The organism is Microvirga lotononidis, from assembly GCF_034627025.1.
Classification (GTDB): Bacteria; Pseudomonadota; Alphaproteobacteria; order Rhizobiales; family Beijerinckiaceae; genus Microvirga; species Microvirga lotononidis.
The window spans coordinates 1,435,589-1,457,824 of record NZ_CP141048.1; the positions used below are offsets into that span (position 1 = coordinate 1,435,589).

Below are 22,236 nucleotides of genomic sequence, written 5' to 3' on the forward strand. Positions count from 1 at the left end.
TGAGCAGCGATCGGCCGTCAGGCCGAGGCTGCGATCTCGGCGACGAAATCGCGATAGGAGCGCAGGGGACGCCCCAGGAGCGTGGTCAGGCGGGCCACGTCTCCCGCTTCGGGAAGCATTCCCTCGATGAGGAAGCGTTCGCTCATCAGGCGCATGTCGAAAGCCATCCAGCTCGGCATGAACTGCCGCAGGCCCTGCTCGAATTGGGCGGTGTCGTCGCCGCCATAGGCGATGGGGCACCCCAGAACCTCCGACCAGATCGCGGCGGCGGCCGCGCCGGTCAGCGTATCGGGACCGACGAGATTGATCCGGTCGAGCGGGAGTGGACCGGCGGCCTGCTCGCGGCGGAGGAGCTCGATGGCTGCGATCTCGCCGATGTCGCGTGCATCGATCATCGCGAGCCCTTTGTCGCCGATCGGCATCGGGTAGACGCCGTGTCCGAGCACCGCATCCTTGACCGTGATATCGTTGTTCATGAAGTAGGCAGGCCGCAGGATGGTGGCGCCGAGCCCCATCTGCTCGATCATGCGCTCGACCCCGAACTTGCCCGCGAAGTGCGGCACGTTCACGTAGAGGTCGCTGTGAATCACCGACAGATAGACAATCCGCTCGACGCCCGCCTCTCGGGCAACGTTGAGCGCAATCAGCGCCTGGGTGAATTCGTCAGGCACCACGGCGTTGAGCAGGAACAGGGTGGAAACGCCTGAGAACGCACTACGCAGCGCGTCGACGTCGAGCAGGTCGCCCTGCACGACGGCAGCCTCCACCGGGAGATTGGCCTTGGCGGGATCGCGGACGAGGGCGCGCACATCGGCGCCGCGCTTCGTCAACTGCTGGACGACGTGGTGGCCGACGGTGCCGGTTGCGCCGGTTACGAGGATGGTCATGGGGATCACTCCGGGTTCTTGTCAAAGGACATCGTCAAGATCGGCGATCCACATCCGGGCCGATAGGCGCTATATCTGGACAGACCGTATCACTGGTGGAACAGATGGACCTGCTTGCCCTCGCCGATTTCAACCTCGTCGCCCGACATGGAGGGTTCGGACGGGCCGCCCGCGCCACGGGGCGCCCAAAAGCGACCTTGTCCCGCCGGGTCACGGAACTGGAGGGCTGCCTCAACTTGCGCCTGTTCGAGCGCGGAGGGCGTGCGCTGAGGCTCACCGAGGAAGGACGGGCGCTCTTCGAGCGAACGGGGGCGCTGCTCACCGAACTTGACGAGACCGCGGCAGCGATCGCCGCGGGCGGCGCCAAGCCGCGAGGCAGGTTGCGGATCAGCGCGCCGCTGCTCATCTCGCAGACCGCCATGGGAAAGCTCGCCGCCGGGTTCGCTCTGAAATATCCGGACGTCCGGCTTGAGATCACGACCGAGGACCGGGCCGTCGACATGGTGGAGGAAGGTTACGACCTCGTGATCCGGGTGAATCCGGATCCGGATGAAAGCCTCGTCGGACGGGTCTTTCTGCACGACCGGCTGGTGGTCGTCGCAAACCCGAACCTCGTTCGGCCGGCGGACGATCTCGCCGTTCCGGCCGTCGTGCGCGGAACCGGGGAGCGTCTTGCATCCTGGAATCTCACGACGCCGACCGGACGATCACGCCTCACGGTTGACCCGGTCCTCCACCTTTCATCGCTGATCATGGTTCGGGATGCGGTCCGTGCGGGCGTCGGCGTCGGACGCCTGCCCGTGTCGCTGGTGAATCACGATCTGGCTGCCGGCACGCTGGTGCATTGGGGCAATGTCGAAGGACCAGACATTACCTTGTGGGCGCTCTACCCGTCGCGGCGCCTCCTCAGCGCTCGCGTATCCGCATTCCTCGATTACCTCAAAGAAGCCTTTCCGATGGGAACGCCTGACGAGCTGTCCGCCTATATCGCGGAATGAGGCATCGATATTCCTCGAATACGCAGATACCGGGTTGGCCCGCATTCCGCTCGGCCCGATGTCAGCGCGCGCGGCTTATGCCCTTAGCGGCGGCTCTCTCTCAAGGTCTGAAAGGATAGATGCGCTGAGTACCTTGGTTAATTGATCTCTTGCAATTTCGACAGGGCCGGAATTGTCGATCTGCACGTAACTGCACGTCGCATGCGGCAGGTTGGTATCGGCCGACCGTGCGATACGCCTTCTCGCTTCTTCCGCACTCTCCCGGCCACGCGCCAGAATCCTCCCGAGCAGAATCTCCGGGTCGGCCGTGATCTCGACCACAGCGACCCGGCCGAATGTTTTCACCGCTTCGGCAAGGACGGAACGGGACACGTTCGCGACGACGACATTACCCTGGCCGACGGCATCAAGGGCAGAGAGGGGAAGCCCATAGAAGAGACCGTGCGCCCCCCAGCTCAAACAGAACATACCGGCAGCACGTCCGGCCTCGAACGCATCCGGGGTCATCGTATCATGATCCTCGGTGACGCCGTCCGACAAACGGGTGATGACCCGGCGCACGAAGGTGATACCGGACCGATCGCGCAAAGCTTCCGCAACCGCCCTGATGACCGTATCCTTGCCCGCTCCGCTGGGGCCGACGATCGCGACGAACATTCCTCTACGCAACGCGGCCCCCTTCCCGCCAGACCGAGCGAACCCGGGGTGGACGGCCGTTGGAAGTCTGGACACGCACCAGATCGGCACGCCGCCCGATTTCGATGCGGCCGCGATCCGACAGTCCCGCGGCGTCGGCCGGATTCGCCGTGATGAGGCGTATTGCATGGGGCAGGCTGACATGCGCCCGCTCGGCGAGAAGAAAGGCTGCCTGGACGAGGCTGAACGGTACATAATCCGAGGACAGGATATCGAGCGCGCCGGCATGAAGCAGGTCGATGGCCGAAACATTGCCCGAATGAGAACCGCCCCGCACGATGTTCGGCGCGCCCATGAGCACGTGCAGTCCCGCTTCTCGTGACAGCGTCGCGGCCTCGATCGTGGTGGGGAACTCCGCCAGCGCCACTCCGAGCGAGACACTCTCCTCCACATGCTCTCGGGTCGCGTCGTCGTGGGAAGCGATCGCGATGCCGTCCATGTGGCAGCGGTCGGCGAGAAGCTGGCGGTTGCGGCCCGAATTTGCGGTCGATTCCGCAATACGTCGCTCGCTGTAGGCGGCGAATTCGATGTCGCTGAGCTTCTTCTTGCCCTGGTAATAGACACGATAGGCTTCCAGGCTGACGAATTGCCTCTGACCGGGCGCATGATCCATCAGCGAGGCCAGACGCACCCGCTCGTTCCCTCGAAGGTGGTCGAAATGATCCACCACGTCGGACACCGACACCTCGCACCGCAGATGGATGAAGTGCTCCGCGCGCAGGCGTCCGTCGGCGCTCGCCGACGCGATGGCGTCCGCCATGGCCGACATCTCGCGCGAGCCGAACTCGGTGTCGCCCTCCAGGCCGACCCGAAGCGCGTCGAACACCGTCGTTATCCCTGACGTCGCGATTTGACCGTCATGGGCCTGAAGGGCCGCATCCATGTTCCAGCGAACTTTCGGGCGCGGCTGCAAATGGGTCTCCAGGTGATCGGTGTGCAGCTCGACGCAGCCCGGGATCAGCACATCGCCGTCCCAGTCCTCGCCTGCCCTGCAGCTCCCGCTCGAGATGTCGGCGATGATGCCGTCCTGGATCTTGAGGTTGCCTTCAATGATCTCGTCAGCAAGGACGATGCGTGCATTGGTGAATATGAGTTCTGGGGTCATGGCTCTAGGGCTTCGGATGGGAGCCGCCTTGCAGCGGATGGCGCGAATGAACATGGAAGGGTGCACCCGGTTTCGGTTCGACGAACAGCGCGAGCGCGTCGATGGCGACCGGCAGATCGAGGACGGGATCGAACCGAGAGTGCAGAAGCCTCTCGACCTTTGCTGCCGTCTCATCGTCCCCGATCGCGTTGGTCAGGGTCATGTGGAAGCGAAACTCCTGACCCACATACGGGTAGCCCCAGCGCGACAGGTTCGCTTGCTGCCGTTCCGACAGGCTTTCAGGATTGCGCCGGGCCAGCTCCTGCTCCGTCGGCGGAGCCCGGAACGGATCGAAGGTCGTCCGGACGGCCTCCTCGATTTGCAGCAATTGCGGACGCGTATCTTGAACCGTGAGCGCAAAGAAGCGGTTCAGACGTGTGACCGCGAGCGCTCCGAGAGAGACAACCTGAGCCGTTTGCGAGAACGCGGCCAGTGCATGGTCCAGCTCGTCGAGCGTCGTGCCGCCGGCGAGCCGGAATGGTGCCTTCAAGGTTGCATGGAATCCGTAGCGTGCCGGCTCGGACACGAGCCCATCCATCGTCGGGTCCGGATCACGCATGGGGCGATTGTCGAAGGCGTCGCGCCCGAGCCATTCGACGGCCCGCACCGTCAGCGGATCGCCCTTGGCGGGGGTGAAGTAGATCGCGGCTCGCATCAGATCACCAGCCTGCGGAGAAGCTGCGAGATAAGATCCATGATCGTGACCGTGATCATGACGATGATCAGGATGGCGGAGGCTTCCGGATAATAGAAGGCACGGACCGACTCGAAGAGTACCTGGCCGATGCCGCCGGCACCAATGATGCCGAGAACGGTCGCCGAGCGGACGTTCGATTCGAGGCGGTAGAGCGAGTACGATATCCAAAGAGGCAGCACCTGCGGGATCACGCCGTAGATCACCTGCTGGACCCGCGAGGCGCCCGTCGTGCGAATGGCTTCCACGGGACGTGGGTCGATCGCCTCCACGGCTTCGGAAAACAGTTTTGCCAGAATGCCCGTCGTGTGGATGAACAGGGCCATGACGCCGGCAAAAGGGCCGAGCCCGACCGCTACGACGAACAGGACCGCGAACACGACCTCATGAATGGCCCGGAAGAGATCCATCACGCGCCGGACCGGCTGCAGGACCCACCAGGGTGCCATGTTGCGCGCGGACATGATCCCGAAGGGGATCGAGAACACCACGGCGAGGAACGTTCCCCAGATCGCAATCTGGATCGTGACCATCATCTCATCGAGATAATGGCGCCAGTCATTGAAGTTGGGACGCAGGAAACCGGCCGCATATTCGGCCATGTTCCCGGAATCGGTAAAAAGGAAGGTCCACCGGCTCATGTCGGCCGGCCCCCAGCTCCAGGAGAGCGCCGCTACCAACAGGGCCAGCAGGAACAGGTTCCGGATTCTGCCAGGTTCGCGCCCGGCTTTCGGGGACGACGTCGCGCGATCCCCGACGGCCTTTACAAGCCTGAGAGCCGCAGTACTGGGAGTTGATGCTGTCTGGTCCATACCGGTCTCAAGGCTCTACGTTCGTCGATTGCGGGAAGTGGCCTTGACCAGGCCACTTCCCTTGGAGTGGCTCAGCCGGCCGCGGCCAGTTCGGCCTCGTACTTGGCCTTCTGCGCCTTCAGCTGGTCGAGCTTCGCCTTCTTGGCATCGGCGGCGAGCGAAGCGTCGGCTTCGACCTGGGCAATCGACTTGGTCAGCTCCATGATGCGGATCGGCAGCAGCTGCCTGTCGGAAGAGGCTCGGAACGGTGCCCACTTCAGGCCGGCCAGCACGTTCTTCTCGGCGGCGATGTCGCCGGTCGACTTGTCGGTGCCATAGGTGAGAAAGAACTCGCGAATCTTGGCCTTCTGAGCGTCAGGAAGGTCCTTCCGCCACACGATCGGATCGGACGGAATCAGGGGCGAGCGCCAGATCTCGCGGATGTTGTCGAACGCCTTGGGCTGGTTCTTCTGGATTAGCGCCATGTTCTCGGTGTTGTTGGCAGCCGCGTCGACCTGCTTGTTGGCAACGGCCATCGCGTTGGTCTCGTGATTGGCGTTGGTGACGTTCTTGAAGCAGGTCTTGGGGTCGATGCCCTTGGCGCTGAACACGAAGGTCATCGGGACAAGATAGCCGGAGGTCGAGTTCGGGTCGCCGAGCCCGAAATTGAGAGACTTGTCGCATTTCAGGACGTCGTCGATCGACTTGATCGGCGAGTCCTTGGGGACGATCACGACCGACCAGTAGCCCGGTTCGCCGCCGACCGGAACGCTCTGCACGAAGACTTCGCCGTTGGCGCGATCCACGGCTTCCATGGCGGATTTGTTGCCATACCAAGCCAGCTGCACCTTGCCGAAGCGCATGCCTTCGATGACGCCGGCATAGTCGGATGCGAAGAACGGCTTCACGTCAAGGCCGGTCTTCTTCTTCAAGTCGGCGAGCAGCGGTTCCCAGGTGGCCTTCAGGTTCTGCTGGGACTCGGTCGAGATAATGCCAAAGTTGATAACCTCTTGGGCCAACGCTGCTGTGGACATCGTGCAGGCGAGCGACACCGTCGCTGCCCATTTGAGCATCGCGTTCATTCCAGATTCTCCGATGATTTTACTGGGTCTAGGCTAACATATGCACTGGTTCGTGACTGCTCGGCCGGACCGGCTGAGCTCGCAGCAGTTCTGCCGGGCCTTCCGGCAGAACCAGTTCTTCCGAAGCGTCGCCGTAGAGCTCCGCGAGGAAACTGTTGGAAAGGGACGTCGAAGGCCCATCGTAAACAATGCGCCCGTCGCGCATCGCGATCGTACGCTTGCAGTAGCGCCGCGCGTACTCGACCTGATGCAGCGATACGAGAACCGTGATCTTGTCCTGGGTATTGATGGCGGACAGAACATCCATCACGCGCCGTGCGGACGACGGGTCGAGCGCCGAGATCGGCTCGTCGGCGATCAGGATTTCGGCTTCCTGCACAAGTGTACGTGCGATGGCAGCGCGCTGCTGTTGACCGCCCGAGAGGGTCGACGAGCGCTGGGTCGCCACGTGGGGAATGCCGACGCGGGCCAGGGCGCTCTCAGCTTTTTCCTTCTCGGATCGGTTGAACAGTCCGAGCGTGCCGCGCCAGCGGGGAACCCGGCCGAGATTGCCGATGAGCACATTGGTCAGGACGGAGAGCCGGCCGACGAGATTGAATTGCTGAAAGATGACCGCCACGCGGCCGGCTGGGCGCCCACGCGACAATCGTCCACCTGCCTGCGACAGCTCCCCGAGAACCACGACTTTCCCGGTCTCGCCGTCGCCGGCCTCGAGCCCTGCGATATGACGGATGAGCGTGCTCTTGCCGGAACCCGATGCGCCGATCAGAGCGACCATCTCGCCACGCTGGACGTCGATGCTGACATTATCCAGCGCCCGGGTTTTTCCGTAACGCTTCGAGAGATTGGAAACGCTGATCGCGGTCATCTGCATCGTCCCTGTTCATCCAAACCTACCGAGCCAGGATAACTTGATGGCGACGGTTCGATGTCAGTTCGATGAAGGTTTGGCGTCAGCGCTTCATAGCGCTCGACAAAGGCCTCTGCCGGCAGCGCCCGGAAGTCTTCCAGCGCCGAGAAGAGTTTGTCATGCGGCCAGTCCCACCAGCCCAGGCGATCCATCCGTCGGCCGATCTCCGGGGAGAAGCGCTCTCGGATGAGGCGCGCGGGGACGCCTCCGACGATGGTGTAGGGTGCGACATCACGCGAGACGACGGCGCCTGCGCCCACAACAGCGCCATTGCCGATCCTGACTCCGGGCAGAATGGTCGCTCCGTGGCCGATCCAGACATCATGTCCGATCGTGACCGCTTGAGAGCGGCGCCACCCGAAGAACTCCTCTTCGTCAGTCGCCCCGTCGAAATAATCGCCGGCGCGGTAGGTGAAGTGGTGAAGCGTGGCGCGCCAGGTGGGATGGTTGGTGGCATTGATCCGCACGGCAGCCGCGATATTGGCGAATTTGCCTATCGTGGCGCACCAGATCGCGCAGTCCTGCATCACATATGAATAGTCGCCCAGCACGGTCTCGCTCACGCGCGAGCGGTCTTCGATCTCGACGAAGCGGCCGAGCGTGCTGCGCTCGACGCTGGCCGTCGCGTGAATGAGCGGCTCATGTTCGCTGAGCTTGGGCATCAGGCAGCCCTCCGCGTCGAGAAGGCCGAGACGTCGATGATCTTCGTCGCAACCGCCTCGCGAACCGGAATGTCGTGGAAGATCCCGAGGATGGCCGTTCCAGCGGTCAGCTTCTCCCGGATCATGCCGACGACGACATTCCGATTGGTCTCGTCGAGCGAGGCTGTCGGCTCGTCGAGCAGAAGGATCGGGTAATCGATCATGAAGCCACGGGCGATGTTCACCCGCTGCTTCTCACCTCCGGAGAACGTTGCCGGAGGGAGATTGAAGAGAGCCGACGGCAGGTTCAGCCGCTCGAGCATGGCAGCGGCACGGTCCGATGCGAGCTTGCGCTCGACACCACGGGCAAGGAGCGGCTCGGCCACGACATCCAGAGCCGTCACCCGCGGGATCGCCCGCAGGAATTGGCTGACATAGCCGATCCGATCGCGCCGGAGCCTGAGGACAAGGCGGGGATCGCCGGATGCGAGATCTGCAACGTCTCCGGTGGCGGGATCCCGCACGAGGATCCGGCCGGTATCGACGGAGTAATTGCCGAAGATCATGCGCAGGATGGAGGATTTTCCGACCCCTGACGGGCCGCCGAGCACGACGCATTCGCCGGAAGCGACGTCAAACGTGACATTGGCCACGACGGGAAGACGGACACCGCCGCGCAGATGGATCGTGAATGACTTGGATACGTCCTCGACCGAGAGCAGAGGAGCGCCAGCCATGGCGCATGGATTGGATGTCACCATCTCAGTTCTCCAGGATCGAGGCGACGAGAAGCTGGGTATAGGGATGGCTTGGATCGTCCATGACCCGGTCGGTCAGCCCCTGCTCGACGATCCGACCGCTCTTCATGACGATCATCCGCTGCGAGAGGAGCCGCGCGACGGCCAGATCATGGGTGACGATGATCACCGACAGGCCAAGGTCCGAGACCAGCATTCGCAGCAGGTCGAGTACGCGCGCCTGGACCGAGACGTCGAGGCCGCCGGTCGGCTCATCCATGAAGATCAGGCGAGGATGGGTGACGAGGTTGCGCGCGATCTGCAGACGCTGCCGCATGCCGCCCGAGAAAGACACCGGCATGTCGTCGACGCGGGAGGTCGCGATCTCGACGCGCTCCAGCCAGTCGCTCGCCCGGCTCCGGATCTGGCCGTAGTTGCGATCGCCGATTGCCATCAGCCGCTCACCGACATTGGCGCCCGCCGATACGCGCATCCGCAATCCATCTGCCGGGTTCTGGTGAACGAAACCCCAGTCCGTCCTCATGAGGAAGCGCAACTCGGCCTCGCTCAATTCCGCGAGATCCGGGAACCGCCGGTCGCGCATTCTGTAACGGATTTCGCCGCTGCTCCGCTCCACGCGCGTCGAGATACAGTTGAGCAGGGTCGTTTTGCCCGAGCCGGACTCGCCCACGATCGCGACGACCTCGCCCGGCCAGACGTCGAAGGAGACGTCGGTGCAGCCGATGAAGTTGCCGTAGCGCTTCTCCAGCTTGCGGACGGAAAGGATGGGTTCGCTGTTCATTCCGCAGCCTCCCTGTGGTCTTTTGCGGCACCATGCTGCGGCTGGCCAGAGCCCTGATGCCCGTCCGACCGCCGCGTTTCGCAATGATCGGTGTCCGAGCAGACAAACATGCGTCCCCCACGGTCGTCCGTGACGACCTCGTCCATATAGACGTCCTGTGCATCGCAGAGAGCGCAACGGGAATCGAAGCGCTGGACCTTGAACGGATGGTCCTCGAAATCGAGGCTGACCACGTCGGTGAAGGGCGGCAGCGCGTAGATGCGCTTCTCGCGGCCGGCGCCAAAGAGTTGCAGCGCCGGCGACCGGTGCATCTTCGGATTGTCGAATTTGGGGATCGGCGACGGGTCCATGACGTAGCGGCCTTCGACCTTCACGGGATAGGCATAGGTCGTGGCAATGTGGCCGTGCTGCGCAATGTCCTCATAGAGCTTGACATGCACCAGCCCATATTCTTCCAGGGCATGCATCACGCGCGTTTCCGTCTCCCGAGGCTCGAGGAAGCGAAGGGGCTCCGGAATCGGCACCTGGTAGACGATGATCTGGCCCTCGGTGAGAGGAGTTTCGGGAATGCGGTGGCGGGTCTGGATGATCGTTGCATCCCGTGTCCGCGTCGTCGTTGCCACATTCGCAACCTTGGCGAAGAAGGCCCGGATCGACACCGCATTGGTGGTATCGTCGGCACCCTGGTCGATGACCTTGAGCACGTCGTCCGGCCCCAAGATCGATGCGGTGACCTGCACGCCGCCGGTGCCCCAGCCGTAGGGCATCGGCATTTCGCGGGAGGCGAACGGCACCTGGTATCCGGGGATCGTGATCGCCTTCAGGATCGCCCGCCGGATCATGCGCTTTGTCTGTTCGTCGAGATAGGCGAAGTTGTAAGCAGGCAGGGACGGAGTATTCATTCTGCTGCCTCGCTCATGGGTGTGTCAGCACGCGCCATTTCGGCTTCCCGACGCAGCGTTCTCAGCAATTCGAGCTCCGCCTGGAAATCGACGTAGTGCGGCAGCTTCAGGTGCTCGACGAAGCCGGTCGCCTGCACGTTGTCGCAATGCTCCAGAACGAACTCCTCGTCTTGGGCCGGCGCCAGCCGCTGCTCATTGAACTCGTCGGCTCTCAGCGCCCGGTCGACGAGACTCATGGCCATCGCCTTGCGCTCGGATTGCCCGAGGACGAGTCCGTATCCGCGTGTGAAACGCGGCGGTTCATCCGCATTCCCCTTGAACTGCGACACCATCTGACATTCCGTGACCCGGATCGCGCCGATGCACAGGGAAAAGCCGAGTTCCGGCATGTCCACTTCGACATCGACCATGCCGATCCGGATTTCGCCCACGAAGGGATGCGTCCGACCATAGCCGCGTTGGGTCGAGTAGCCGAGGGCGAGCAGGAAGCCCTCGTCGCCACGCGCCAGTGCCTGGAGGCGGATCTCGCGCCCGACCGGATAGGCAATCGCCTCGCGGGTCAGGTCTCCCGGCTCACCGTTGCTTGGGACATCGGGTTCGATCAGCCCCTGGCCATCGAGAAGATCCGTCACGCGCGGGCAGCCCTCATCCATGGAGCGCTCCCGCCTGACAGGAGCTGCGACGGCTTCGTCACCGGCCATGGACGGGTCGATCAGGCGGTGCGTGTAGTCGAAGGTCGGCCCCAGCAGCTGGCCTCCCGGGATGTCCTTGAAGGTCGCCGAAACCCGGCGCTCGATGCGCATCCTGTTCGTGTCGATCGGGCGTGCATTGCTGAACCGGGGCAACGTTGTTCGATAGGCACGCAGCAGAAAGATCGCCTCGATCAAATCGCCACGTGCCTGGCGCACGGCCATCGCGGCAAGCTCGGGATCGTAGAGGGAGCCCTCCGCCATCACGCGGTCGACACCGAGGGATAGCTGGTTGACAATCTGTTCAACTGAGAGCGCCGGCACATTGCGATCTCCACGCCGACGGTCGGCCATGAGCCGATGGGCATTCGAGATCGCCGCTTCTCCGCCTTTCACTGCGACATACATGGCTTATGCCTCCACAAGACGGGTGGTGCGTGGCAGCGCGAGCAATTCGCTGCCGCAGATCAACACAAGGTCGAACCCCTGCGGGAACCGGGCCGCATTGATCGCCATCGTCTCGATGAACCCGTCGGGCAGACAGCACGGCGCGATCGTGGCAACTGTCTCGATCCCGGGGCCGCGGATCGTCAGCGGCGTGCCGTCTCTCAGACTTTCCACCGGCAGAAGCAACGTCGCGGAACGATCCGGATAAGGAAGGGAGCCCATGGGAAACTCGAGCCATCCAGCGGCCGGGCTGCCCTTGGACAAAAGCACGAAGCTTGCCGTCGACGGGTCTTTCGTGACCGGGGCTCCCGTGTGAAATGTCAGCCACGAGGCGGCTGCATCCGCACCATCGTCTTCAAACCAGACGGTGGTGTCATAGTCGGCAAGGGTCGCCAGGAAGGCCGCCGCAGCCGGGTCGAGCGGCGCAGGAGCCCGAACCGGCTCCCCCACATCGACGATGCGGCCCGGCTGCGCCATGGCATCCATCACCAGCCGGAATGTGGCCTGCGATTGAAGGACCGGATCTGCGAACCCGCCGTCCAACAGGGTTGTGACAGCCATCAATCCTCTCCTCGAACCATGGTGAAGAAGTCGACGCGCGTCGCTTCCGTCTCTTCGCCCTGCCGTGTCCGCGCCGCGTCCTGCTCTGCCAGCGCCGGTGTCACGAAGTCCGTCTCGATCACCGTGGCCCATTCGGGACGCTGCGAGAGCGCATCGAGATGGGCGACGATGTGCGCCTTCTGCAGCTGGCGTCCAAGGACGATCGCATGTCCGATCTCGCCCGTGGCGAGCTTGACGGTCGAGCGCGTCACGGTGGCCTCGCCGAGATTGAACACCGCACCGCCGCCCCCGGCTCGGCCACGAAGCATGACCATGCCGATTTCTGGGCCGCGGATCGGTGTTGCGGTCGGGGCGGAGGGTTCCAGAGCTGCGTATCGCTCGGCCAGATTGGCCGGGTCGCTCGACGCCAAAGCATCCAGCCTGCGCTTTCGGGCATGATCGTGAGAGTGCATTCGGTTCATCACTTGTCTATTCGTCTAGACAACCAGTCATGAGCGTGGTTTACCCTGCCGACCGTGACAGACTGATGACGTTTGGAGAGAGTGGGTCGATGAGCCTGGATGGAGACGGCGTCACGCGCTGGCGGCGGGTCGCGGATGACATCCGCAGCAATATCGGTGACGGCGTCATCTCTGATGCTCTGCCGTCAGAAATGGAATTGGCGGCACGCTATGGAGTCAACCGCCATACGGTCCGTCGCGCCATCGCGGCCTTGACGGCGGATGGCTTGCTTCGCGTCGAGCGTGGGCGCGGCACCTTCGTGAACAACAAGCCGCAACGCGTCGTCTATCCCATCGGCTCGCGGACGCGCTTCTCCGAAAACATGCTGAAGCAATCGCTGGAACCCTCGGGCCGGCTCATCAAATCCGACTACGTTCTGTCGGATGCGGCGACGGCCGCCTTGCTCGAATGCCGTGTCGGAACGCCCCTTCACCGTCTCGACAGCCTCTCGGTCGCGAACGGCGTCCCTCTCTCGCGCTCGACATCGTACTTCTCGGCTGAGCGTTTCCCTGGCATCATCGAGGCCTATGCCGAGACCGGCTCCATCACCGAGGCGTTGAGGCGGGAAGGACTCGGCGACTATCGCCGCCGTGAGACCCGCCTGACGGCGGAGCGTGTGTCCGCGAAGGATGCCGAGCTCATGAGCTGCGCGACCGATGCGGTCGTCCTGATCAGCAAGGCGATCGACGTGGACCTCGAAGGGCGGCCGGTCCAGTTCATCAGAACCAAGTTCCTTGCGGACCGGGTGGAACTCGTCATGCTCCAGAGCTGACGCTCGGCGGATTCCGCCGAGTTCCGATGCGTTCGTTGAACCTCAAACGGCCTGTCCGCCCTCGCCTGCTGCGACGTCCACCCATGCACCGGAGCGCGCACTTCTCGCAATCGCATCCACTGTCCGCTCGATGCGGATGCCGTCCTCGAACGTGATCAGATGCGCGGCATCGCCCTCGATGCGGCGGATCAGCTCCCGGCACTCGATGATCTTCAGGTCATTGAAGCCCAGCCCATGTCCCGGCGCCGGAATGAACTTGTCGTAGGGCGGGTGATGCGGTGAGGTGAGAATGGTGCGGAAGCCCTGTGTTTCCTTGCCCCCATCGGCCGTGTAGAGCTGGACCTCGTTCATGCGCTCCTGGTCGTACACGATGGAGCCTTTCGAGCCGAAGAGCTGGACGAAGATGCGCCCCTTGCGGCCCCAAGCCGAGCGGTTGAGCGCGATCACACCGGAGGCGCCGTTGTCGAGCTCGATCAGCGTGGTGGCGATGTCATAGGTCTCAACGGTCCGGCGGCCGCCATCCCTCACCGGCCGGTCGGCATAAGGCTTCGCCATGTGCCCGCAGACACGCCGCACGCCGCCGAAGAGGGTCCAAATCAGGCTCAAGGCATGGACGCCGAAATCGTCCAGCGCCCCATGCCCGGAGGTTGCCTCGCTCTTCCAGTAGAAGAGCTCCTCCGGGTCCGCCATGAAGTCCTCGTCCATCTCGATACGCACGTGGTTGACCGCGCCGATGCGATCCTCGTCGATCAGGCGCCGGATCAGGCGGACAATGGGGTTCTGGATGTAGTTGTAGCCCAAAGCCGGGACCTTGCCGGAGGCGCGGGCTGCGGCGAGCATGCGCTCCGCGTCCGGCAGACGCGTGGCCATCGGCTTCTCGCACCACACATGCTTGCCCGCTTCCAGGGCCGCGATTGCCATTTCGGGATGGAAGGCATTGGGCGTAGTGATGGAGACGACGTCGATCTCGGGATCCGTGACGAGGGAGCGCCAGTCGCCGGTGGCACGCGCGAAGCCGAGTTCGTGTGCTTTTTTCTCAGCCAGATCCTGCGAAGCCTCAGCCAGCATCGCGAGGCGCGGTCTGGGTACATCCCCGAAGACGGCGGAAACCGCGTTCCAGGCCAGCGCGTGACACTTTCCCATGTAGCCTGTGCCGATGAGACCGATGTTCAGAGACTTCATGCGTGACGCTCCTGAAACGATAGACGGCTTGGCGCAAGCTCCTCACGTCGTGATCGCCTCGTGTCTGATCTGGGATCAGCCGCTGCCATTCCGCTCGGAAGCACTATCTCCGTCATGGCCGTCCTTGTGCCGGCCATCCCGCTTGTTTGAAACGCCGCGCTCTTCTGTTCGGGATCACTGGGACAAGCCCGGTGATGACGTCGCAGGGTGTCGTTCCCGGAAGGACGCGTAGCGCTTCACACCATCCCACCAAGTTCTTCCGACACCGCCTGCAATTCCTTGCCGCCGGCCATGAGGTTCTGCAGCTCCTCGATCTGGATCTCCGACTTCGCGTAAGTGCCCAGCGTCCTGCCCCGGTTGAGCACCGTGAAGCGGTCGCCCACCGCGTAGGCGTGGCGCACGTTGTGCGTGATGAAGATCACGCCGAGGCCCTTCTGGCGGACCTGGTGGATGTATTTCAGCACCATGGAGGTCTGCGCCACGCCCAGCGCCGATGTCGGCTCGTCGAGGATCAGCACCTTGGCGCCGAAATAGACCGCGCGGGCAATGGCCACGCATTGGCGCTCGCCGCCGGAGAGCGTGCCGACCGCCTGATGCGGGTCGCGTACGTCGATGCCGATCTTGTGCATCTCCTCGCGGGTGACCTCGTCGCAATGGTCGAAATCCACGTTGCGGAACGGCCAGATGCCTTTCACCGGCTCGCGGCCCATGAAGAAGTTGCGCGTGACCGACATGAGCGGGATCATGGCGAGATCCTGGTACACGGTCGCGATGCCCGCATCGAGCGCATCGCGAGGGCTCGTGAAAGCCACCGGCTGGCCTTCGACGAAGAACTCGCCCGAGGTCGGCCGGTGCACGCCGGCCAGCGTCTTGATCAGGGTCGACTTGCCGGCTCCATTGTCCCCGAGCAGGCACATGACCTCACCGCGACGGACCATGAGCGACACGCCGGAGAGCGCGATGACCGAGCCGAAATGCTTGACGAGGTTGCGGATGTCGATGAGGGGCGTTTCGTTGTCCATCAGCGTTCTCCCGTCACTTTGCGCCGGATGAAGTTGTTGAACAGCACGGCGAGCAGCAGCATGGCGCCCAGGAAGACCTGGAACCAGTCGGAATCGAACCGCGTGTAGGTGAGGCCGATGGACACCATGCCGAAGATGATGGCGCCGAAGAACGCCCCGATGGCCGAGCCGTAGCCGCCGGTGAGCAGGCATCCGCCGATCACCGCCGCGATGATGGCCTCGAATTCCTTCTGGAAACCGCGCCGCGCATCGGTCGAGCCCGCATCGAGGACGGTCAGGATGGCCACCAGCGCGGCCGCGCAGGCGGTTAGCATGAAGAGCCCGGTTTTCACCCGGTCAACCGGCACGCCGGAATTGCGCGCCGCGTTGGCGTCGCCGCCCGCCGCGAAGATCCAGTTGCCGGCGCGGGTGCGCAGGAGGAGCCAGGTGGCCAGCAGCGCAAAGAGGATGAACCACACGATGGAGACCGGCACGCCCGTCACGGTCGGCGTGCCATTCGGGAACTTGGCGATGACGTCGTGTGCCGCGAGCCAGGAGAACACGCCCTCGAAGGCGACACCCGAGAAGAGTTCGCGCACGATGCCCTCGCCCGCCTGATCGCCGATGCCGCGCATCTGCGTCGAGCCTCCCGTGGCCCATTTCAGCCCGACGAGCGAGAGACCGCGCAGGATGAACAGGAAGGCGAGCGTGACGATGAACGACGGCAGCCGGGTGCGGATCACCATCTGGCCGTTCAGCGCGCCGAGCACGGCCGCCACGACGAAGGTCCCGGCGATGGCGAGGAGGAGCGGCCAGCCGTTGAGCGTGATGAAGGCACCGAAGACGAGGCCCGTGAAGGCCACCATGGAGCCGATGGAGAGATCGAACTCGCCTCCGATCATCAGCAGGGCCGCCGCGATGGCCAGGATACCGAGCTGGGCCGCGGGCGAGAGGATGTTCATGATGCCCGCCAGCGTGAACATGGACGCATCGGCGGTGGAGAGGAAAAAGATCGTCACGAGGACGAGGCCTGCAAGAGCCCCGAGCTCGGGACGCCGCATGATCTTGGTGAGGAGGGAAACTTCCCGCAGGCGCTCGTCCTGGATCTTTTCGATGACGGGTGCCGGAGACAGGTTTGCGGTCGGCTGGGTGGTGTTCACCATGGGAGCCTCCCCGAATGAATGCAGGAAACAAGGAGCCCGCGGCCATGGCGGCCGCGGGCTTCAGGCAACAATCAACGAATGCCCTTGGCGGACAGATCGATCACCTGGCTGGCTTTTTCCTTGGTGACCAGGTTCGGGCCCGAGGCGACGTCGCCGCCAGGCATGAGGCCGTACTTGGCGTAATTGGCCAGGAACACCACCGGCAGGTAACCCTGCAGGAATTGTTGCTGATCGATGGCAAACACCGCCTCTCCGTTCGCCACCGACTTGAGGAAGCCAGCCGACATGTCGAACGTGGCGACGCGGATCGCGCCTACCTTGCCGGCCTCCTTCACGGCCGCAACCGACGGCTCGCCCGCCGTCCCGGCACCAAGCGCCAGAATCGTGTCGACGGACCCGTCGGCAGCTACGGCGGCCTTCACCTTGGCGCGGACATCCGTCGGATCGTTCGTGACGGGGAGCACCGTCACCTTGCCGCCGAAGCCTTCCGTGAAGCCCTTGCAGCGCAGGTCGAGCGACACGTTGCCGACCTCCTGGTTCACGCACAGGCCGACCTTGCCGCCCATTTCCTTGAGCTTGGCACCGGCGATGCGTCCGGCCTCCACCTCGTCCTGGCCCACATGGAGCAGCGCACCGAGCTTCTTCGACACGTCGGAGCCGGAATTCATGGAGATCACCGGAATGCCGGCGGCCACCGCCTTCTGGATCGACGGGCCGAGCGCCGAGGCATCGGGGATCGAGACGATCAGGCCGGCCGGCTTCTGGTTCACGGCCGCGTCGATGAGCTGGCCCATGGCGACCATGTCGAAGGTCTCGGGCGCCCGGTAATCGACCTGGACCTTCATGTCCTGGCCGCCCGCCGCCACGCCGTTCTTGACCACCGACCAGAATGGATCGTTGGCCTGCCCGTGGCTGACGACGATGATGCGGGTATTCTGCTGCGCCGCGACCGGGGCGGCTGTGGCGAGGGTCAGGGCCGCGGCTGCGGCCAGACCGGTAACGAACGCTTTCATGCTCTTCCTCCCAGATGGTTCCCACGCGAGCGTCGCAGCGCCTGTGCGCTGCGGCGGACGCCGCGGCCTTGCCGCTTGCCTCAAAGGGCAGAGAGAAAACAAATGAGCCGAAGGGCGAATCACCGTCCGTACAGCGTTCCCTCTGCCGATCCGATCGTCCGCCTGACTAAACGGAACGTCAGAACCTTTTTGTTTCTATATTGGAATTTTTATTCCATTTTTGTAGGATCGGGTCAAGGCCGATCTGAGATCCGAGGCCTGCGATGGAGACAGAGGACAGCATGGGCAGCGCGGAAGCGGACGTGACGGACCTTCCCGAGGACTTCGACGGCCTCCGCGCGCTCCTGCTCGGCCGCCGTGAAGCGATGCCGAAGCGCTTGAAGCAGATCGCCGCCTTCGCGCTCGAGCATCCCGAGGACATGGCGTTCGGGACCGTGGCCGGCATCGCCGAACATGCGGGCGTTCAGCCCTCCACCCTGGTGCGTTTCGCCAAGAGCCTCGGCTATGACGGCTTCTCCCACCTGCAGCAGATTTTTCGCGATCGCCTGCGGGAGCGTTTCCCGGATTATCGCGAGCGCCTGCGCGGCCTGCGCGACGCCGAGGGACACCACGTCCATGCGGCGTCCCTGCTCGAGGGCTTCACCCATGCGGCGGCCATTTCCCTGGAGCGGATGCAGGCATCGGTGCGCCCCGAGGAATTGTCCCGCGCCATCGAGACGCTAGCCAAGGCCGACACCGTCTATCTTCTCGGCGCCCGGCGGGTCTTCCCGGTTATCGCGTACTGCGCCTATGCCTTCGGCAAGCTCGGCGTGCGCGCCATCCTCATCGACCATGTGGGCCAGCTCGGTCCCGAGCAGCTCGCCATCGCGTCCAAGCGCGATGCGGTGCTGGCCATCAGCTTCACGCCCTATGCGCCGGTCACGGCCGATCTGGCGGCGGCCGCCGCGCAACGCGACGTTCCCGTGGTGGCGATCACCGATTCGGCCTTCAGCCCCCTGGTGACGAACGCCGATGTCTGGCTCGAAGTCGCGGAAGCCGATTTCGGCGCCTTCCGGTCGCTCTCAGCCTCATTCGCGCTGGCGATGGCGCTAGCCGTGGGCACGGCGGAGAAGCGGGCGGAGGGTTAGACGGAACACGGCCCGGTCGGGGACCGGAAGGCCCGGCCGCCAGGCCGTCCCTGGACTTTTCCGGACAGTCGATCCCGCCCCTTTCGCTTGTTCAGAGCGCCTGCGGCTGGATCCCTTCCCTCGCTTCGCTCAGCCTGAGAAGGACACCTCTGTCGTCATGACACTCGCCACATCATAGCATCTTCCGACGTCCTACCGCCTGTCACGTCATGGCCGGGCTTGTCCCGGCCACCCGCGTCTTCGGAACCGCCGCACTGTCAAGGCATGGGGCCCATTCGAGGATCAGCCACGGCGTGCCGATGGGAAGGGCCTTGCACCTTTCGCGCCGAGATACCGGCACGAATCCCCGGATCACGTCCGGGGAGGCGATGACGTGGAGCGTTACAGCCGCACCGACTTTCCGCTCCGCGCCGATTCCGTCGCCGCGTCGGCCAGACGCTGCGCCATGAGGCCGTCGCGGCCGGTCGGGTTGCACGGCTTGCCGTCGCGGACGGCGTTCAGGAACGTGGTCAGCTCGTCGCGATAGGCATCCGCGTAGCGCTCCAGGAAGAAGTCCTGCACCGGATCGGCGGTGACACCCGCGGCATTCGCCACCTCGACCGTCGTGCGATGGATGTTGCCGGCGCGGATCATCCCCTTCGAGCCATGGACCTCGACCCGCTGGTCGTAGCCGTAGGTGGCGCGCCGGGAATTGGAGATCTGCACGATGCGGCCCTTGGCGGTCTTCAGCAGCACGGCGGCCGTGTCCACGTCGCCGGCCTGGCCGATGGCCGGGTCGACCAGAGACGAGCCGACCGCATGCACCTCCACGGGCTCGTCGCCCAGCAGCAGGAAGCGGGCCATGTCGAGATCGTGGATCATCATGTCCCGGAACAGGCCGCCGGAGGTGGCGATGTAGCTCACCGGGGGCGGACCGGGATCGCGCGACAGGATCGTCACGAGCTCCACCTCGCCCACTTCCCCATCGGCGAGCCGGCGGCGCAGGGCCGCGAAGTTCGGATCGAAGCGGCGGTTGAAACCGATCATCAGGGGCGTGCCCGCCTTCTCGACCGTGGCGAGGCAGGTCTCGATGCGCTCGCTCGACAGGTCCACCGGCTTCTCGCAGAAGACCGCCTTGCCGGCGCGGGCACCGCGCTCGATGAGATCCGCATGGGTCGTGGTCGGCGTACAGATGAGGATGGCGTCCACATCCGAGCGCTCGACGATCTCGTCCAGCGCCGCGACCTCGGCCCCCGTCGCGGCCGCCAGTTCCTGCGCGGCGGGCGCGTGCGGATCGGCCACCGCCACGAGGCGGGCATCGGGATGATTGGCGGCGTTGCGCCCATGGATGCGGCCGATGCGGCCGGCACCCAGAACAGCGATTCGGATCATGTTTCCCCCTGGTCCTTTGCCGGCTTACGGCAAATTTGGAATTGAAATTCCATCGTAGGATGTTAATAGAATAAACGTTCTATAACAGCAAGAGCCGAGATCGCGGCTCGCACACGGTTTACCTGGCCGGGAGCGGGAGGAATAGCATGAAGCCAGCCCTGGATGTGATCACCATTGGCCGCGCCTCGGTCGATCTCTACGGCCAGCAGGTGGGCGGGCGGCTGGAGGACATGGCGTCGTTCTCCAAGGCCGTCGGCGGCTGCCCGGCCAACATCGCCATCGGCACGGCGCGGCTTGGCCTGAAATCGGGCCTCGTGACCCGCGTCGGCGACGAGGCGATGGGCCGCTTCATCCGCGAGCAGATGGAGCGCGAGGGCGTCGCCACTGAGGGAATCGTCACCGACAGGGAGCGCCTCACCGCCCTGGTGATCCTCGGCGTGCGGGACGAGGATTCCTTCCCGCTGATCTTCTATCGCGACAACTGCGCCGACATGGCGCTCGACGAGAGCGACATCGACGAAGGCTTCATCGCCTCCGCAGGCGCCATCGTGGTGACGGGCACGCATTTTTCACGTGAAACAACCGCCGCCGCCCAGAAAAAGGCGATCCGCATCGCCAAGGCGAACGGCCGCAAGGTGGTGCTCGACGTGGATTACCGCCCGAATCTCTGGGGCCTTCTCGGCCATGGCGCGGGCGACTCGCGCTATGTGCGCTCCGATACGGTGACCGAGCATCTCAAACCCATCCTGGCCGATTGCGACCTGGTCGTCGGCACGGAGGAGGAACTGCACATCGCGGGCGGATCCGAGGATACGCTCGCGGCCATCCGGGCGATCCGGGCGATCTCGAAAGCCACCATCGTGTGCAAGCGCGGCCCGATGGGCTGCGTGGTGTTTCCCGGCGCCATTCCGGATTTCCTGGACGACGGCGTGAAGGGGCCCGGCTTCCCGGTCGAGGTCTACAACGTGCTGGGCGCGGGCGACGCCTTCCTGTCCGGCTTCCTGCGCGGATGGCTTAAGGGCGAAGAGCTCGAAACCTGCTGCGCCTACGCCAATGCGAGCGGCGCCTTCGCGGTCTCCCGCCTGCTCTGCTCGCCCGAGATCCCGACCTTCCCGGAGTTGCAGCATTTCCTGAAAACCGGCAGCCGCCACAAGGCCCTGCGCTTCGACGAGGACATCAACCACATCCACTGGGCGACGACGCGCCGGCCGCAGCCCGACACGCTCATGGCGCTCGCCATCGACCACCGCATGCAGCTGGAAGCGATGGCGAAGGAGATCGGCGCCCCCGTCGAGCGCATCCCCGATTTCAAGGTGCTCGCCGTCGAGGCGGCTGCGCGCGTGGCGGATGGCCGTGAAGGTTTCGGCATGCTGATCGACGGTACCTATGGCCGCGAGGCGCTGTTCCGCGCGGCCGATCATCCGTTCTGGATCGGCCGCCCCGTGGAATTGCCCGGTTCGCGGCCGCTCGATTTCGAAGGTGGCGGCTCGCTCGGCGCGAAGCTGGTGGAATGGCCGGTCGGGCACACCATCAAGTGCCTGTGCTTCTACCATCCGGACGACCCACCGGAGATGAAGGAGCGCCAGGAACGCGACCTGCTGCGCCTGCACGACGCCGCGCGCCGCATCGGTCGGGAACTGCTGGTGGAGATCATCGCCGGCAAGCACGGACCGCTCAAGGCCGACACGGTCGCGGGCATCCTGCAGCGCCTCTACGATCTCGGCATCAAGCCCGATTGGTGGAAGCTCGAGCCGCAGCAGGATGAAACGGCCTGGCATGCCGTCGGCGCCGTGATCACGCAGAACGATCCTTATTGCCGTGGCATCGTGCTGCTCGGCCTCGAAGCGCCCGAGAGCGAGCTTGAAGCCGCCTTCGCGGCCGCGGCGAGCGAACCGCAGGTCAAGGGCTTCGCCGTGGGCCGCACGATCTTCAACGACGCCGCGCGGCGCTGGCTCAAGGGCGAGATCTCGGACGAGGCCGCGATCGCCGACATGGCGGGCCGCTTCCAGCGCCTCGTCGATGCCTGGAAGCGGGTCTCCGCCCGCTCGAAGGCCGCCTAAGACGAAGGGCGGGGTCCGCGACAGGCTGCGCCCTCCTTTCATGTATGCGAAAACCTGAAACCGCT

23 protein-coding genes are annotated in these 22,236 nt (G+C 64.4%); 4 read left to right on the plus strand and 19 right to left on the minus strand.

All coding sequences use genetic code 11. The features are described 5' to 3' along the window. Positions 1-17: 17 nt before the first annotated feature. Positions 18-887 carry an NmrA/HSCARG family protein gene (locus U0023_RS06755; protein WP_009763093.1) on the minus strand — a complete coding sequence of 290 codons (870 nt, stop codon included), beginning with the start codon at positions 885-887 and terminating at the stop codon, positions 18-20. Between the two features lie 104 nt (positions 888-991). On the opposite strand from U0023_RS06755, the gene U0023_RS06760 reads away from it, so the two are divergent. Next, entirely contained in the window at positions 992-1,885 is an 894-nt protein-coding gene (locus U0023_RS06760) for a LysR family transcriptional regulator (protein WP_009763092.1), read from the plus strand. Positions 1,886-1,960: 75 nt separating this feature from the next. Here U0023_RS06760 and phnN read toward each other — a convergent pair whose 3' ends face one another. The 13 genes from phnN to phnG form a co-directional block, all read right to left on the minus strand. After that, a complete protein-coding gene (gene phnN, locus U0023_RS06765; protein WP_009763091.1) occupies positions 1,961-2,542 on the minus strand; it encodes a phosphonate metabolism protein/1,5-bisphosphokinase (PRPP-forming) PhnN in 582 nt (193 codons plus the stop codon). Between the two features lie 4 nt (positions 2,543-2,546). Beyond that, positions 2,547-3,686: an alpha-D-ribose 1-methylphosphonate 5-triphosphate diphosphatase gene (locus U0023_RS06770; protein WP_040638654.1), complete on the minus strand. Its 1,140-nt coding sequence runs from the start codon at positions 3,684-3,686 to the stop codon at positions 2,547-2,549. 4 nt (positions 3,687-3,690) lie between these two features. Further along, positions 3,691-4,380 (minus strand): DUF1045 domain-containing protein, encoded by a 690-nt coding sequence (locus U0023_RS06775; RefSeq protein WP_009763089.1) that lies wholly within the window; start codon positions 4,378-4,380, stop codon positions 3,691-3,693. Beyond that, positions 4,380-5,231, minus strand: a complete 852-nt coding sequence (phnE, locus tag U0023_RS06780; protein WP_009763088.1) for a phosphonate ABC transporter, permease protein PhnE — start codon at positions 5,229-5,231, stop codon at positions 4,380-4,382. The genes U0023_RS06775 and phnE overlap by 1 nt, the downstream gene beginning before the upstream one ends. Before the next feature lie 71 nt (positions 5,232-5,302). Next, positions 5,303-6,292 carry a phosphonate ABC transporter substrate-binding protein gene (gene phnD / locus U0023_RS06785; RefSeq protein ID WP_009763087.1) on the minus strand — a complete coding sequence of 330 codons (990 nt, stop codon included), beginning with the start codon at positions 6,290-6,292 and terminating at the stop codon, positions 5,303-5,305. Positions 6,293-6,320: 28 nt separating this feature from the next. Next, positions 6,321-7,160 carry a phosphonate ABC transporter ATP-binding protein gene (phnC, locus tag U0023_RS06790; protein WP_009763086.1) on the minus strand — a complete coding sequence of 280 codons (840 nt, stop codon included), beginning with the start codon at positions 7,158-7,160 and terminating at the stop codon, positions 6,321-6,323. Further along, positions 7,157-7,864 carry a DapH/DapD/GlmU-related protein gene (locus U0023_RS06795; protein ID WP_009763085.1) on the minus strand — a complete coding sequence of 236 codons (708 nt, stop codon included), beginning with the start codon at positions 7,862-7,864 and terminating at the stop codon, positions 7,157-7,159. The genes phnC and U0023_RS06795 overlap by 4 nt, the downstream gene beginning before the upstream one ends. After that, a complete protein-coding gene (gene phnL / locus U0023_RS06800) occupies positions 7,864-8,604 on the minus strand; it encodes a phosphonate C-P lyase system protein PhnL (RefSeq protein ID WP_009763084.1) in 741 nt (246 codons plus the stop codon). Before phnL ends, U0023_RS06795 begins: the two co-directional genes overlap by 1 nt. Before the next feature lies 1 nt (position 8,605). Further along, positions 8,606-9,382, minus strand: coding sequence for a phosphonate C-P lyase system protein PhnK (phnK, locus tag U0023_RS06805; RefSeq protein ID WP_009763083.1), 777 nt, complete (start codon positions 9,380-9,382; stop codon positions 8,606-8,608). Next, positions 9,379-10,284 carry an alpha-D-ribose 1-methylphosphonate 5-phosphate C-P-lyase PhnJ gene (locus U0023_RS06810; RefSeq protein WP_009763082.1) on the minus strand — a complete coding sequence of 302 codons (906 nt, stop codon included), beginning with the start codon at positions 10,282-10,284 and terminating at the stop codon, positions 9,379-9,381. The genes phnK and U0023_RS06810 overlap by 4 nt, the downstream gene beginning before the upstream one ends. Continuing rightward, on the minus strand, positions 10,281-11,381 hold the full coding sequence (locus U0023_RS06815; protein ID WP_009763081.1) for a carbon-phosphorus lyase complex subunit PhnI: 1,101 nt from the start codon (positions 11,379-11,381) through the stop codon (positions 10,281-10,283). Before U0023_RS06815 ends, U0023_RS06810 begins: the two co-directional genes overlap by 4 nt. Positions 11,382-11,384: 3 nt before the next feature. Next, positions 11,385-11,981 carry a phosphonate C-P lyase system protein PhnH gene (gene phnH, locus U0023_RS06820; RefSeq protein WP_009763080.1) on the minus strand — a complete coding sequence of 199 codons (597 nt, stop codon included), beginning with the start codon at positions 11,979-11,981 and terminating at the stop codon, positions 11,385-11,387. After that, positions 11,981-12,433, minus strand: a complete 453-nt coding sequence (gene phnG / locus U0023_RS06825) for a phosphonate C-P lyase system protein PhnG (protein ID WP_245272982.1) — start codon at positions 12,431-12,433, stop codon at positions 11,981-11,983. The genes phnH and phnG overlap by 1 nt, the downstream gene beginning before the upstream one ends. Positions 12,434-12,531: 98 nt before the next feature. Here phnG and phnF point away from each other — a divergent pair, with 98 nt between their 5' ends. Further along, positions 12,532-13,254, plus strand: a complete 723-nt coding sequence (phnF, locus tag U0023_RS06830; RefSeq protein WP_009763078.1) for a phosphonate metabolism transcriptional regulator PhnF — start codon at positions 12,532-12,534, stop codon at positions 13,252-13,254. A gap of 42 nt (positions 13,255-13,296) precedes the next feature. Here the strand turns inward: phnF and U0023_RS06835 are convergent, their stop codons facing one another. The 4 genes from U0023_RS06835 to U0023_RS06850 all read right to left on the minus strand — a co-directional run bounded on the left by U0023_RS06835 (position 13,297) and on the right by U0023_RS06850 (position 17,613). Further along, positions 13,297-14,436 (minus strand): Gfo/Idh/MocA family protein, encoded by a 1,140-nt coding sequence (locus U0023_RS06835; RefSeq protein WP_009763077.1) that lies wholly within the window; start codon positions 14,434-14,436, stop codon positions 13,297-13,299. A gap of 236 nt (positions 14,437-14,672) precedes the next feature. Further along, positions 14,673-15,458 (minus strand): ATP-binding cassette domain-containing protein, encoded by a 786-nt coding sequence (locus U0023_RS06840; protein WP_009763076.1) that lies wholly within the window; start codon positions 15,456-15,458, stop codon positions 14,673-14,675. Further along, the gene (locus tag U0023_RS06845; RefSeq protein WP_009763075.1) at positions 15,458-16,600 is read right to left on the minus strand and encodes an ABC transporter permease; all 1,143 of its coding nucleotides are present in this window, start codon (positions 16,598-16,600) and stop codon (positions 15,458-15,460) included. The genes U0023_RS06840 and U0023_RS06845 overlap by 1 nt, the downstream gene beginning before the upstream one ends. A 71-nt stretch (positions 16,601-16,671) precedes the next feature. After that, positions 16,672-17,613, minus strand: coding sequence for a sugar ABC transporter substrate-binding protein (locus U0023_RS06850; protein WP_009763074.1), 942 nt, complete (start codon positions 17,611-17,613; stop codon positions 16,672-16,674). 281 nt (positions 17,614-17,894) lie between these two features. Between U0023_RS06850 and U0023_RS06855 the strand changes: the two genes are divergently transcribed. Then, positions 17,895-18,740, plus strand: coding sequence for a MurR/RpiR family transcriptional regulator (locus tag U0023_RS06855; protein ID WP_040638946.1), 846 nt, complete (start codon positions 17,895-17,897; stop codon positions 18,738-18,740). Between the two features lie 381 nt (positions 18,741-19,121). Here the strand turns inward: U0023_RS06855 and iolG are convergent, their stop codons facing one another. Beyond that, positions 19,122-20,111 (minus strand): inositol 2-dehydrogenase, encoded by a 990-nt coding sequence (iolG, locus tag U0023_RS06860; protein WP_009763072.1) that lies wholly within the window; start codon positions 20,109-20,111, stop codon positions 19,122-19,124. Between the two features lie 146 nt (positions 20,112-20,257). Here iolG and U0023_RS06865 point away from each other — a divergent pair, with 146 nt between their 5' ends. Further along, positions 20,258-22,171 (plus strand): bifunctional 5-dehydro-2-deoxygluconokinase/5-dehydro-2-deoxyphosphogluconate aldolase, encoded by a 1,914-nt coding sequence (locus tag U0023_RS06865; RefSeq protein WP_009763071.1) that lies wholly within the window; start codon positions 20,258-20,260, stop codon positions 22,169-22,171. Positions 22,172-22,236 lie beyond the last annotated feature (65 nt).